Source organism: Kitasatospora sp. NPDC056273, assembly GCF_042268845.1.
Lineage (GTDB): Bacteria > Actinomycetota > Actinomycetes > Streptomycetales > Streptomycetaceae > Kitasatospora.
The window spans coordinates 24,916-37,494 of sequence record NZ_JBHJSJ010000031.1; the positions used below are offsets into that span (position 1 = coordinate 24,916).

Here is a 12,579-nt window from a genome sequence, read left to right on the forward strand (position 1 = left end):
GGGGTGGCCGCCCTGCGGCGTTCCCGGGGGTCGTCAGGGGCCTTCGGGGCGGGCCGGGCAGCCGGACCCGCCGGGGGCGGCGGGGAGCCTTCAGGGGGCGGACGGAAGCCGATTAGGTCATTCGGCGGAAGTCGCGTAGAGTCGTGTTTACCGACGCGGGGTGGAGCAGCTCGGTAGCTCGCTGGGCTCATAACCCAGAGGTCGCAGGTTCAAATCCTGTCCCCGCTACAAAGAAGAAGGGCCCGGAGGCATCAAGCCTCCGGGCCCTTCGGCGTTTCCCGGGCCGGGCGTTCGCGGGGCCGGCGCCCCCGGAATTTCGGTGGCCGGGGCCGGGCCGCCGCCCGTACCGTCCGGGGTATGAACGCGAAGCGCCCCCTGATCGCCGTGCTCACCGGCGCGGGCATCTCGACGGACTCCGGCATCCCCGACTACCGCGGCCCGCAGGGCCTGTGGCAGAAGGACCCGTCGGCCGAGGAGCTGGTCACCATCGGGCCGTACCGGGACGATCCGCAGGTGCGCCGGCGGGCCTGGCGGATGCGGCTGGAGACGGGCGCACTGGCCGCCGAGCCGAACGCCGGGCACCGGGCGCTGGTCGACCTGGAGCGCTCCGGTCTGCCGCTGCGGGTGCTCACCCAGAACATCGACGGGCTGCACCAGAAGTCCGGGCTGCCCGCCCGCAAGGTGCTCGAACTGCACGGCACGGCCCGGGAGACGCAGTGCCTGCGCTGCCGGGTGGTCGGGCCGATGGCGGAGGCGCTGGCGCGGGTCGAGGCGGGGGAGCCGGACCCGGCGTGCCGGGCCTGCGGGGGGATCCTGAAGCCGCGCGTGGTGATGTTCGGCGAGAACCTCGACCCGGAGGTGCTCGGGCAGGCCGACGCGATCGTTCGGGCCTGCGACGTGTTCATCGCGGTCGGCACCAGCCTCCAGGTGTTCCCGGTGGCGGCGCTGCCGCTCGACGCGGTGCGGAGCGGGGCGGAGCTGATCATCGTGAACGGCGAGCCGACGCCGTACGACGGGGCCGCGGCCGAGGTGATCCGGGAGCCGATCTCCCGGGCGCTCCCGGAGCTGGTGCGCCGACTTGTCCTGGAGCGGGCCTGAGCAGGGGCCGGAAGGGTCATATTCCCGGACGTACCGCGTGCGTACGATGATCCTTCCGGCTTCCCCCCTCTGGCCTGGAGTGATCGACCGATGACGACGACGGCGAAGTTCGACCCCTGGTCGGCGGCGTTCGTGGCCCACCCGTACGACGCGTACGCCGAGCTGCGCGAGCACGCGCCGGTGACGTACTTCGAGCCGACGAACCAGTGGCTCGTCTCCCGCCACGAGGACGTCAGCGCCCTGCTGCGCGACCGCCGGCTGGGCCGCACCTACACCCACCGCTTCAGCCACGCGGAGTTCGGCCGCCCCGAGCCCGACCCGGCGCACGAGCCCTTCCACACCCTCAACGACAACGGGCTGCTGGACCTGGAGGCCCCCGACCACACCCGGATCCGCCGGCTGGTCTCCAAGGCCTTCACCCCGCGCATGGTCGAGGGCCTGCGCCCCACCGTGCGGCGGCTGGCCGGCGAGCTGGTCGACGAGCTGCTCGCGGCCGGCGGCGGCGACCTGATCGCCACCGTCGCCGAGCCGCTGCCGGTCGCCGTGATCGCCGAGATGCTCGGCGTGCCGGAGGGCGACCGGCACCTGCTGCGGCCGTGGTCCGCCGACATCACCGGGATGTTCGAGCTCAACCCCGGCGAGGAGGCCGCCCGCCGGGCCGTCACCGCCAGCACCGAGTTCTCCGACTACCTGCGCACCCTGATCCGCGAGCGCCGGGCGGCCCCGGGCACGGACCTGATCAGCGCGCTGATCCAGGCCCAGGAGGGCTCCGACGCGCTCAGCGAGCAGGAGATGATCTCCACCTGCGTGCTGCTGCTCAACGCCGGCCACGAGGCGACCGTCAACACCACCGGCAACGGCTGGTGGGCGCTGTTCCGCAACCCCGGGGAGCTCGCCCGGCTGCGCGGCTCGGTGGACGAACTGCTGCCCACCGCCGTCGAGGAACTGATGCGCTGGGACACCCCGCTGCAGATGTTCGAGCGCTGGGTCCTGGAGGACATCGAGGTCCGCGGCGTCACCGTCCCGCGCGGCGCCGAGATCGCCCTGCTCTTCGGCTCCGCCAACCGCGACCCCGAGCGCTTCGCCGACCCGGACCGCCTCGACCTCGGCCGCACCGACAACCCGCACATCACCTTCGGTGCCGGAATCCACTTCTGTCTCGGCGCCCCGCTTGCCAGACTGGAGCTCACCGAGTCCTACGGCACCCTGCTGCGCCGGGCGCCGGGCCTGCGGCTGGTCCGCGAGCCCGAGTGGAACCCGGGCTACGTGATCCGGGGGCTCAAGGAGCTGCTGGTCGAGGTCTGACGACTGAGGGGGAGAGGGCCGTGGGCAAGGCAACAGGGGCGCTGCTGGGGCTGGCGATCGGGGACGCGATCGGTCGGCCGACCGAGTTCAAGAGCGTCGAGGTGATCGCTGCCGACCACCCGGACTGGCGGCAGCTCCCGTTGCCGCAGCGGGCATTGGTCACCGACGACACCCAGATGACCCTCGCCCTCGGCCGCGGCCTGCGCACCGCCCTGGCGCGCGGGCCGCTCACCCCCCTCCGGCTGGTGCGGCCCGTCCGCGAGGAGTTCGTCGACTGGTGGCGCTCCCCGCAGAACAACCGGGCCCCCGGCATGACCTGCCTGCGCGCCTGCGAGCGGCTCAGCCACGACGAGTACCGCTGGCAGCAGGCCAGCGACGTCGGATCCAAGGGCTGCGGCGCCAACATGCGGGTCGCCCCGATCGGGCTGATCCGCGAACTGGACGCCCGGCAGCTCTCCGGCGCCGCCCAGCTGCAGTCCGCGCTCACCCACGGCCACCCGACCGCGCTCGCCGCCGGCGACCTCACCGCGTACGCCGTCCGCAAGCTGGCCGAGGGCGTCCCGCCCGCCGGGCTGCCGGCGGTGCTGCGGGCGTACGCGCTGGCGAGCCGCGAGCGCTACGACGAGTTCTGGCTCGGCGACCTCGCCGACCGCTGGTACGGCAGCTCCCCGCAGGCCGTCATCGCCCGTGGCTGGGACGACTGCCTCACGGTGCTCGACCAGCTGGAGGCCGCCCTCGCCGCCCCCGACGTCGAGGCCGACCCCTGCCTGGCCACCGGCGAGGGCTGGGTCGCCGAGGAGGCCTTCGGCACCGGCCTGCTCTGCTTCCTGCTGCTGCCCGACGACCCGGTCGCCGCCGTCCGCCGGGCCGCCTACTCCAGCGGCGACTCCGACTCCCTCGCCTGCCTGGCCGGCGCCTTCGCGGGCGCCCACCACGGCGAGGCGGCCTGGCCGGCCGACTGGGTGGAGCGGATCGAGCACCGGGACGAACTGCTGGAGCTCGGGGCGCTCTGGGACTGACGCCGTACGGGCCGGAACCCGATCCGGGGGCGGCGCGTCGAAGGGCCATGACGAACCGCAGCACCGGAACCCGTCGCATCCTCCGCCGCCCGGCGGCGCTGCTCCTCGCCGCCGCGCTCGCCACGCCGCTGCTCGCCGGCTGCGGCGGCACCGGAGCCGCCGCGCCCGTGGAGCTCCGGGCGGCCGCGCCCGCGAGCCGCCCGGCCGTCGACCCGGCGCGGGTGGCCGCCACCGCGGCCGCCACCGACGCCTTCGGCCTCGACCTCCTGCACGCCCTGACCGCCCAGCCGGACGCCGCCGGCGGCAACCTCGTGGTCTCGCCGTCCGGCCTGGCCACCCTGCTCGCGATGCTGCTGCCCGGCGCCCGCGGCGCCACCGCCGGGGAACTGGCCAAGGCCCTGCACACCGAGCTCGACCCGCTGCAGTACGCGCTCGCCACCGGCGCGCTGAACCGGCCGGTCCCGGCCACCGACCGGCTCACCCTGCGCCGCAGCGACGACCTCTGGACGCAGCAGGGCCTGGCCGTCGAGCCGGGCTACCTGGCCGACCTGGCCGCCGCCTTCGACACCGGCGTGCACCAGGCCGACTTCGCCAAGGACCCGGACGGGGCCCGCAAGACCGTCAACGCGGCCGTGGAGAAGGCCACCGACGGCCGGATCAAGGACCTGTTCGGCCGGGACGCGATCACCCCGAGCACCCGGCTGGTGCTCACCGACGCGCTCTACCTGAAGGCCCGGTGGGCCGCCGCCTTCAAGCCCTCGCACACCGCCGACCGCCCGTTCCACAAGCTCGACGGCTCCACCCCGGCCGTCCCCACGATGGCGCAGACCGGGGAGTTCAAGTACGCCGACGGCTCCGGCGGGATCCTCGGCGAGCCCTGGCAGGCCGTCGAGCTGCCGTACGCGGACGGCGCACTGGTGATGGACCTGATCGTCCCCGCGCAGGGAGGCTTCGCCGCCTTCGCCAAGGGCCTGGACCAGCCCCAGCTCGACCGCGTCCTCGGCGCCCTCGCCGAGCGGCCGGTCGACCTCCGGCTGCCGCGCTTCCGCTTCGGCACCTCGAAGGAGCTCACCCCCGCGCTGCGCTCGCTCGGCGTCTCCTCGGCCTTCGACAAGGCCGATCTCACCGGCATCGCCAAGGAGCCGCTGGTCGTCGGAACGGTGGTGCAGAAGGCCACCGTCGAGGTCGACGAGGAGGGGACGGTCGCGGCGGCCGGCAGCGGTGCCGGGGTCGAGGCGGCGGCGGCGCCGAACGCCGACCGGCCGGTCCAGCTGTACCTGGACCGGCCGTTCCTGTTCCTGATCCGGGACGCCCGGGGCGGGGCGCCGCTGTTCCTCGGCCAGGTCACCGACCCGCTGGCGAAGTAGCCGACGGGCCGGGGCGGCCTCCGAGGGGCCCCGGGCTCACCAGGCCGGGTAGCGCCCGCCGAGCGCCGGGTGCCGGGGGTCGCGGCTGCCGAACAGCACCAGCAGGTCGTCCGCGACCTGCCGCAGCTCCGCCCGGCCCTCGACCGCCCCGGCCCACTCGGCGGGCAGCGCCGCGGCGCCGTACGCCGCCCCGACCAGGTTGCCGCAGACCGCGCCGGTCGAGTCGCTGTCCCCGGAGTGGTTCACCGACAGCAGCAGCGCGGTGCGCACCGGGTCGGGGTCCAGGGTGGCCGCCAGCAGCGAGTACACGGCGATGGCCAGGCACTCCTCGGCGATCCAGCCGAGCCCGACCCGCTCCACCGTCTCCGCCGCGGGCTCGGCCTCCTGGGCCAGCCGCACCGCCCGGGCCAGCGCCTGGACGGTCTCCTTGGAGCTCGGCAGCTCGCGGATCTGCTCCACCGTCTCGCCGACCGCCGCCCACGGCTCGGTGCCGTGGGCGAGCCGCTCGACCAGCGCCGCGAAGGCGCCCGCCGCGAGGTAGCCGGTCGGGTGGCCGTGGGTGAGCTGGGCGCACTGCACCGCCAGCCCGAAGGACTGCTCGACGCCCAGCCGGGCCAGCCCGAACGGCGCCGAGCGCATCACCGTGCCGCAGCCCTTGGAACCCGGGTTGATCGGCCCGGTCAGCCCGATCGCGGACGGCGCCTCGAACACCGGGTGCTCGGACACCCCGCTCAGGCAGGCGTTGCCCGGCGCCCGCCGCGCGTACAGGAAGGGCCGGCTCAGCAGCCAGCCGTCGTACGGGCGGGGCTGCGGCCCGGTGTCCGGCGCGTCCTGGAACTGGGTGCGCAGCCAGCGCCGGTAGGCGCCGTGCACGGCCTCCGGCACCGAGCCGCCGCCGCCCGTCCAGCCGCGGACGAAGCCGCGGATCAGGCCCTCGGCGGTGAACAGCGTCATCTGGGTGTCGTCGGTGACCTCGACCGGCCCGGACCCGGCCGGCAGTGTGGTCACGCCCTGCGGCCCGTACCGGTCCTGGATCTGGTGGAGCTGCTGGAACTCCACCGGCCAGCCCAGCGCGTCGCCGATCGCTCCGCCGAGCAGCGTTCCGCGCACCCGGTCCCGGTACCCCGACTCCGCCGCCGGTTCCGTCACGTCGAGCCCCCCTTTGTTCGTGGCGGACTACGTTCTATCAGGTCCCCCGGGAGGCGGGGCGACTCCTGTGGATCTTGCGCGGGTCGGCCGGGGGACCGCCGGGGTGTGACCGCCTACCGGCGGATCGCCCCGGCGCGCCCGTGCAGCGCGGCCCGGTCGGCGGCGGCGCGTCCGGCCGCCCAGCCCACGCCGTCGCTGACCCGCACCCGCTGCGAGACCAGCTTCGGGAACAGCCGGCCGATCTCCTGGTCCACCGCCTCGGAGCGGGCGGCGAGCGCGGGCAGCAGCCGCGCGTCGGGCAGCAGCTGCTCCTCGGTGCCGTCCTCGCGCAGGTGCCGTCCGGCCGCGGCGGCGCTGGTGGCGCGCTCGGTCGCGGCGGTCAGCCGCTCGCGGATCCGCGCCGCGTACGCGACCAGGAAGGACTGCCGGAACGCCTTGCTGCGCGAGTCCTTGCGGGAGCCCGCCTTGTTGAGCGCGTGGGTGGCCTGCACCAGCAGCGAGGTGTAGAGCAGCTCGACGCCGTCCAGGTCCCCGTCGAAGCCGACCACGGTGCAGAAACCGAACTCCTTCGCCCACACCACCCGGCACCGGTTGGCCGCCGCGACCGCGTCCAGCAGCATCGTCTTGGGGCCCTCGTACGGGTTGTCCACCCCGATCCGCAGCGCCGCCGGGGTGTCGCGGTCGGCACCGGACGCGGCCAGCAGCGCGTCGTCGATGCTGTGCTGGGCCATCAGCTGCTGGGCCTTGGCGGTCAGCGCCTCGGCCTCCTCCGGGTACTCGGTGGACTCGGCCTTGGCCAGCAGCGCCCGGATCCGCGCCAGCATCCGCGGCTCGCCGCTCACCGGCCCCGCGTGCTGCGGCCGCACCGCCTGCCCGGGGGCGGGCCCCACCGGGGCGATCGGCGGCAGCCGGCCCCAGGTGCGCAGCAGCTCCAGGGCGGCGGTGGCGAGCGCGAAGCGGTCCAGCCGGTGCCGGTCGGCGAAGGCGCCGAGGTACTCGTCGTCGCCGGACCACCACACCTCGGCCTCCAGCTCGCGCAGCTGCTCCAGCCAGCGCCGGTCCAGGGCGGCCGCGGGGTGGCGGCGGCCCTCGGCGGCGATCAGGTCCACCGCGAGGGCCAGGTGGACGGGCTTCAGCTCGCGCCGCACCACCCGGGCCAGGTCGGCCGGCCGCCACCCGGCGGACCAGCAGCGGCCGACGGCCGTGTCCGCGTACCCGAGCAGCGCCCGGCCGACCTCCGGCCACTGCCCGGCCGAGGCGGCCAGCAGCGAGGCCCCGGTGTCCAGGGCGAGGTCCAGCGCCTCCTCCGGCGCCGTCACCACCGACCGCACCGCCTGCTCCAGCAGCGGTCCGGCGGTCCCGGCCTGCTGCGCGCGCTCGCCCACGGTGTGTCCCTGCTCTCCTCGACGGTGCCACGACGGCCCGGCTCCTCCTGCCCATGATGCCGGAGCGGCGGCGGGGACCGACGGGAGAGCGGCTCAGCGCTCGACGGCCTTGGCGAGGATCTCCGGGGTGCGGTCCAGCAGGCGGGCCGCCGCGAGGCGGACGCCGAGGGCCGCGACCAGGGCGCCGTACAGCGGGCCGACCAGCAGCACCGGCCAGCTCGGGCCGTCGGAGACCAGGGCCCAGGCGAGGTAGCCGCCGACCGGCAGCGCCAGCAGGGCGACGCCGAGCATCGAGCCGAACTGGTTGAGCAGGATCAGCCCGCCCTGGCCCGGGGCGGCGTTGCGCATCGGGTTGCTGTCGGCCGGCATGGTGTACGGCGCCAGGACGCTGAACATCGCGCCCAGCGCGATCCCGCAGCCGAGCAGCGTCAGCGCCAGGCCGAGCGCGGACGGCAGCTCGCTCCACCGGCCGGTGACGGCCGCCAGGACCAGCCCGAGCAGCAGCGTCACGGGGACGGCGTACGACAGCACCGCGTACGCCCGGCCGCGCAGCTCGGAGCGGGCGTCGGCCGGGGTGCGCAGGGTGGCGGCGACCATCCAGAACGCCGAGCCGTCCATACCGAACAGGTTGAGCATCTGCAGCCCGAGGAACACCCCGGTCATCGCCAGCAGGTAGACGCTCGCCCAGCCCTGGACCATCGACAGCACGCAGATCACCAGCGTCATCCCGATGCTGGTGAACAGCGCCGCCTTGGCCCGCGGCTCGCGCCAGGCGTACCGCAGGTGCCGCTGCATCACCGCGCCGGTCCGGCCCTGGGGCAGGAACCGCCAGCCGCGCGAGTCCTGCACCCCGCGGGCGACCTCCAGGGTGGAGGAGTCGGCGGTCACCATCAGCTCCTGCAGGCTCCGCCGCCACCAGCGCAGCAGCAGCGCCAGCAGCGCGGCGGCCGCGGCGAGCTGGAGCAGCGCCAGCCCGTACCGGCCCTCGCCGGCGGTGCGCGGCGCGTCCGCCGCGCTGATCGGCGGGATCCAGCGCAGCACGGAGGCGATCGGCTTGAGCGGGCTGAGGTCGATCGGCCCGCCCCGGCGGCCGAGGATGCTCTGCGAGCCGACGTTGGCGACCTGCACCAGGAGGGCGAAGGCCAGGCCGCCGAAGATCGCGAAGTCCTTGCCGCGCCGGCTGGAGAGCATCCGGGCGTTGCCCGCCGCGACCGCCCGGGAGAGCGTGACCAGGCAGAGCAGCGCGAGCGGCACGCCGAGCACCGCGACCGCGGCCGAGGCGCCGCCGGTCGCGCCGGCCAGCACCGCGGCGGTCACCAGCACCAGGCTGACCAGCGGCCCCGGTCCGATCAGCGCGGCCAGCAGGGTGCCGCGCAGCAGCGGGCCGGGGCGCAGCGGCAGCATGGTCAGCCGGGTCGGGTCGGCGCTCTCGTCGCTGGAGAAGAGGAACAGCGGCAGCGCGGCCCAGCTCAGGGTCAGCACGCCGAGCAGCATCACCCCGGCGTCCCCGGAGCCCGCGTAGCGCCCGTTCAGCGCGGTCATGGCGACGGCGACACCGGCCGCGAGGGCCAGGCCCGCGACGCCGCCGATCACGTAGACGGTGGTCCGGCCGGGGCTGCGCCGCAGCCCGTTGCGCAGCAGCCGTAGCTTGAGCGCCACCAGGGCACGGACCACCGTCCGCCCGTCGGGCACCGGGGCATTGTTCACAGGGTGCCCCCGGCCTGCCCGCCGCCGAGCCAGCCGAGCGCCTGCCCGTCGTCCTCGCGGACGCCGATCAGCTCCAGGAAGGCCTCGTGCAGGCTGCGCCCGCCCCGGACGGAGTCCAGCGGCCCCTGGGCTATCACCTGGCCGGCGTTGACCACCGCGACCCAGTCGCAGAGCTGCTCGACCAGTTCCATCACGTGGCTGGAGAAGATCACCGTGGAGCCGGCCGCGGCGTACCGCTTGAGCACGCCGCGGATGGTCTGGGCGGAGACCGGGTCGACGCCCTCGAAGGGCTCGTCCAGGAACAGCACGTCCGGGTTGTGCAGCAGCGCGGCGGCCAGGCCGATCTTCTTGCGCATGCCGGTGGAGTAGTCGGCGACCAGCTTGTCGGCGTCCCGGCCGAGGTCCAGGACGGCCAGCAGCTCCTCGGCCCGCCGGTCCACCTCGGCGCCGGGCAGGCCGCGCAGCCGCCCGGTGTACTGGAGCAGCTCGCGCCCGCTGAGCCGCTCGAACATCCGCAGGCCCTCGGGCAGGATGCCGATCCGGGCCTTGACCGTGACCGGGTCCGCCCACACGTCGGCGCCGTGCACCAGGACGGTGCCCTGGTCGGGCCGGAGCAGCCCGGTGACCATCGACAGCGTGGTGGTCTTGCCGGCACCGTTCGGCCCGACCAGGCCGATGAACGCCCCGGCCGGCAGCTCCAGGCTCAGCCCGGCCACCGCGGCCTGGGGGCCGAAGTGCTTCCAGAGCCCCTGGATGCTGACGGCGGACGGGGTTCCCGGCCCGGAGAGGTCGGGGGACGGCGGCGCTGACGCCTGCATGGCGGCCTTCTCTGCTCGTGGTGGTGGACGTCGTCGTGGTGCGGGTCTCTCCGGGCTCAGCCTGTCACCGTGCGGACCGGCTGTCGCCCGAGTTGAGCATCCCCTGAGAGTGTCCGCCGAACGGGTGAGGCACGCCGCCCGTTTTCCTCGTCCGGGCGACTACTGGGCCGATTTGGCAACTACTCAGTTCGGCTGTTCGTCCTGCACTATGAGGGAGCAGTGACGTGCGCGGGGGTGCCGCGCTACCGGGAGGTGGCGGATGTCCGTACAACCATGGGGCGAGCCTGGTTCCGGCTATCCGCCCGGCAGGCCGGCGGGTGGCTGGCAGCCGGCGCCCGCGCCCGCGGTGGCGTCGCAGGCCGCGATGCGGGCGGGCCACGCGGACCGGGACCGCACGCTGGACGTGCTCAAGGCCGCGTTCGCCGAGGGGCGGCTCACCGTCCAGGAGTACGAGCAGCGCCACGAGGCGGTGGCCGCCGCGCAGACCTACGGCCAGCTGGCCGTGCTGGTGGCCGACCTGCCCTCGGGGCCGATGACGGCGCCGCCGCCCACCGCGGCCACGCCCGTTCCGGCCACCTTCATGCCGGTCCCGCCGCCGCCCCAGGCCCGCCAGACCAACGTGCTCGCCGTGGTCTCCCTGGTGGCCGGCCTGGTCGGCCTCTCCGCCCCCGCCGTGGTCACCGGCCACATCGCCCGCGCGGAGATCCGCCGCCGCAACATGGACGGCGACTGGGCGGCCGTCCTCGGCCTGGTCATCGGCTACTTGGGCTGCGCGTTCTGGACCCTGATGATCCTGATCGGCATCGCCTGAGGCGGGCCCGCCCGGGCGGCCCGGGGGCGGTTCGTCCATCTTCCCGATGGGGTCTTCCTCAGGCGTAGGACCTATGATGCCCGGGGCTGCCGCCGTGCGCCCGGAAGCAGTACGGTCTCCGTCACCGGCCGACGCCGAAGGGTGGGGCGGGCCGAGCGAGCGACCACGAGCTGAGGACCGTTACCAGTGACAGTCAGTGCCCAAGAGGCCTCCAGGATCCCGCCGATCGGAGGGCGTCCGCTGATCCCGGGATCCGCGCGCCGCTCCGCGGCTCGGCTCTGGACGTCGGCCCCGGCACTGCTCGCGGGTGAGGCCCTGATCGCCTTCCTGGCCGCCCTGGTGCTCCCCGTGATGGCGAGCAAGTTCCACATGGACCCGCTGGACCGGATCGCCCAGGTGAGCGGTCTCGCCGCGCTGCAGCTGCGGTTCGCGGTCATCGGCTTCCTCCTGCTCGGCGCGGTCGTGCTCGCGATGCGCTTCCGCTCGGGCCGGCACTTCGGCCTGGTGGCCCGGTTCTCCGCGGCCGCCATCGCGGGCCTCGCCAGCGGCTTCGTGGCGGCCGGCGCGGTGATGGCGCTGCTCGGCACGCCCTGGCCGATGTTCGGCCTGAACGGCGACAGCGGGCGCATCGTCGAGTGGGCCCACGCCCTGGCGAACGGCCAGCCCTCGGGCTCGGCGGTCTACCCGCCGGCGCCGCTCTACACCCTGGGCTACTACGCCGAGTGGTTCCGCGGCGGCAACACCGCGTACGCCTTCAAGGACCTGCAGATCCTCGGCGCCGCCGCGTTCGGCCCGCTGGTCTACCTGTCGTGGCGGATGCTGCTCAGCCCGGTCCGGGCGCTCGCCTTCGGCGTGCTGCCGGCCTTCGCCCTGATCGACGCCTACAAGCCGTACAGCCAGACCGTGCTGGTCGTCCTGGTGCCCGTCCTGGTCGCCGTGGTGGTGCACCTGCGCCGGAGCGGGACGGACGGCTGGCGGCTGCTGCTGCTGAAGGCGGTCGGCTTCGGCGCGCTGCTGGGCCTGCTGTTCCTCACCTACTCCGGATGGTTCCTGTGGAGCGCCATCGGCGTGGTGGTCGCGGCGCTGGCGTACTTCCCCTGGCGTGACAGCCGGCTCAAGGGCCTGGTCTACCTGGCCGCCACCGTGGGCGCGTTCCTGCTGGTCTGCGGCAGCTACCTGGTGACCATGCTGACCGACGGCCAGGACACCAAGGACCCCAACTTCCGCTTCGACAACTTCACCGACCCGGCGTACTTCCTGATGTGGCGCACGGACATGCCGGGCAAGGTGGGGGACTGGCCGATCCCCGGCGAGTTCGGCGGCATGGACCTGTTCGCCGTGGTGATGTTCGTCGCACTGGGCGCCGCCCTCTGGCTGGGCATCCGCAAGCCGGTGGTCGTCACCATCAGCTGCATGTTCGCGAGCGCCTGGGTGATGCGGATGTACATCGCCTCGCACATGTACGAGACGCAGACGGTCCAGCTCTACACCCGGACCAACAACCAGCTGCTGTACTGCGGCCTGCTGCTGTGCGCCCTGCTGGTCCACCTGGTGTCGCTCCGACTGGCCGAGCGCCGCCGGGTCGAGGGGGCCGACGGGACCGGGGAGGCCGCCGGGACCGGGGGACTCGCCGGAACGCCCCTGCCGGGCCCGCAGGCGGCCGTCGTCGGTACGCTGTTCGCTCTCCTCTTCCTGTTCGGTACGGTCTCGTCGTCGATGTCGGACCGCTACCTGCCGGCCAAGGAGAACACCTACCGCATCCTGCCGTGGGTGTCGCACACCGTGCAGAACCTCGACGGCACCTGCCCGAAGTTCGCGCCGGGTGGGCACTGCTCCAAGACCGGTGACCAGTCATGGCTCAGCATGATCAAGTAACCAGTTCCCGCCCATGAGCCCGAACTGACCCCGAAGGCCCAATCC

General features: G+C 74.5%; 10 protein-coding genes and 1 tRNA gene. 7 read left to right on the forward strand and 4 right to left on the reverse strand.

What is annotated here, in order from left to right; translation table 11 throughout:
* Positions 1–154 precede the first annotated feature (154 nt).
* The 5 genes from ACFCY1_RS25225 (at position 155) to ACFCY1_RS25245 (ending at position 4,789) form a co-directional block, all read left to right on the forward strand.
* Positions 155–228, forward strand: a tRNA-Met gene (locus tag ACFCY1_RS25225).
* 129 nt (positions 229–357) lie between these two features.
* Complete coding sequence (locus ACFCY1_RS25230) at positions 358–1,098, forward strand: NAD-dependent deacetylase (RefSeq protein ID WP_375876148.1); 741 nt, start codon at positions 358–360, stop codon at positions 1,096–1,098.
* Positions 1,099–1,188: 90 nt separating this feature from the next.
* A complete protein-coding gene (locus ACFCY1_RS25235; RefSeq protein WP_375876149.1) occupies positions 1,189–2,403 on the forward strand; it encodes a cytochrome P450 in 1,215 nt (404 codons plus the stop codon).
* On the forward strand, positions 2,400–3,422 hold the full coding sequence (locus ACFCY1_RS25240) for an ADP-ribosylglycohydrolase family protein (RefSeq protein WP_375876167.1): 1,023 nt from the start codon (positions 2,400–2,402) through the stop codon (positions 3,420–3,422). The genes ACFCY1_RS25235 and ACFCY1_RS25240 overlap by 4 nt, the downstream gene beginning before the upstream one ends.
* A gap of 47 nt (positions 3,423–3,469) precedes the next feature.
* Positions 3,470–4,789, forward strand: coding sequence for a serpin family protein (locus tag ACFCY1_RS25245; protein WP_375876150.1), 1,320 nt, complete (start codon positions 3,470–3,472; stop codon positions 4,787–4,789).
* A 36-nt stretch (positions 4,790–4,825) separates the two neighbouring features.
* Here the strand turns inward: ACFCY1_RS25245 and ACFCY1_RS25250 are convergent, their stop codons facing one another.
* The 4 genes from ACFCY1_RS25250 to ACFCY1_RS25265 all read right to left on the reverse strand — a co-directional run bounded on the left by ACFCY1_RS25250 (position 4,826) and on the right by ACFCY1_RS25265 (position 9,848).
* Entirely contained in the window at positions 4,826–5,938 is a 1,113-nt protein-coding gene (locus tag ACFCY1_RS25250; protein ID WP_049660394.1) for an ADP-ribosylglycohydrolase family protein, read from the reverse strand.
* Positions 5,939–6,051: 113 nt separating this feature from the next.
* Positions 6,052–7,323, reverse strand: coding sequence for a DUF2786 domain-containing protein (locus ACFCY1_RS25255; RefSeq protein WP_074003970.1), 1,272 nt, complete (start codon positions 7,321–7,323; stop codon positions 6,052–6,054).
* 93 nt (positions 7,324–7,416) lie between these two features.
* Entirely contained in the window at positions 7,417–9,015 is a 1,599-nt protein-coding gene (locus ACFCY1_RS25260; protein WP_375876151.1) for a transporter, read from the reverse strand.
* 11 nt (positions 9,016–9,026) lie between these two features.
* A complete protein-coding gene (locus ACFCY1_RS25265) occupies positions 9,027–9,848 on the reverse strand; it encodes an ABC transporter ATP-binding protein (protein WP_074003968.1) in 822 nt (273 codons plus the stop codon).
* 259 nt (positions 9,849–10,107) lie between these two features.
* Here ACFCY1_RS25265 and ACFCY1_RS25270 point away from each other — a divergent pair, with 259 nt between their 5' ends.
* Positions 10,108–10,659 carry a DUF1707 and DUF4190 domain-containing protein gene (locus ACFCY1_RS25270; protein ID WP_375876152.1) on the forward strand — a complete coding sequence of 184 codons (552 nt, stop codon included), beginning with the start codon at positions 10,108–10,110 and terminating at the stop codon, positions 10,657–10,659.
* A gap of 186 nt (positions 10,660–10,845) precedes the next feature.
* Positions 10,846–12,534, forward strand: a complete 1,689-nt coding sequence (locus ACFCY1_RS25275; RefSeq protein ID WP_375876153.1) for a hypothetical protein — start codon at positions 10,846–10,848, stop codon at positions 12,532–12,534.
* Positions 12,535–12,579 lie beyond the last annotated feature (45 nt).

Excerpts from the sequence above, each read along its gene's own strand:
- ACFCY1_RS25230 (WP_375876148.1), top strand. The coding sequence starts at position 358 with ATGAACGCGAAGCGCCCCCTGATCGCCGTGCTCACCGGCGCGGGCATC.
- ACFCY1_RS25235 (WP_375876149.1), top strand. The coding sequence starts at position 1,189 with ATGACGACGACGGCGAAGTTCGACCCCTGGTCGGCGGCGTTCGTGGCC.
- ACFCY1_RS25245 (WP_375876150.1), top strand. The coding sequence starts at position 3,470 with ATGACGAACCGCAGCACCGGAACCCGTCGCATCCTCCGCCGCCCGGCG.
- ACFCY1_RS25265 (WP_074003968.1), bottom strand. The coding sequence starts at position 9,848 with ATGCAGGCGTCAGCGCCGCCGTCCCCCGACCTCTCCGGGCCGGGAACC.
- ACFCY1_RS25270 (WP_375876152.1), top strand. The coding sequence starts at position 10,108 with ATGTCCGTACAACCATGGGGCGAGCCTGGTTCCGGCTATCCGCCCGGC.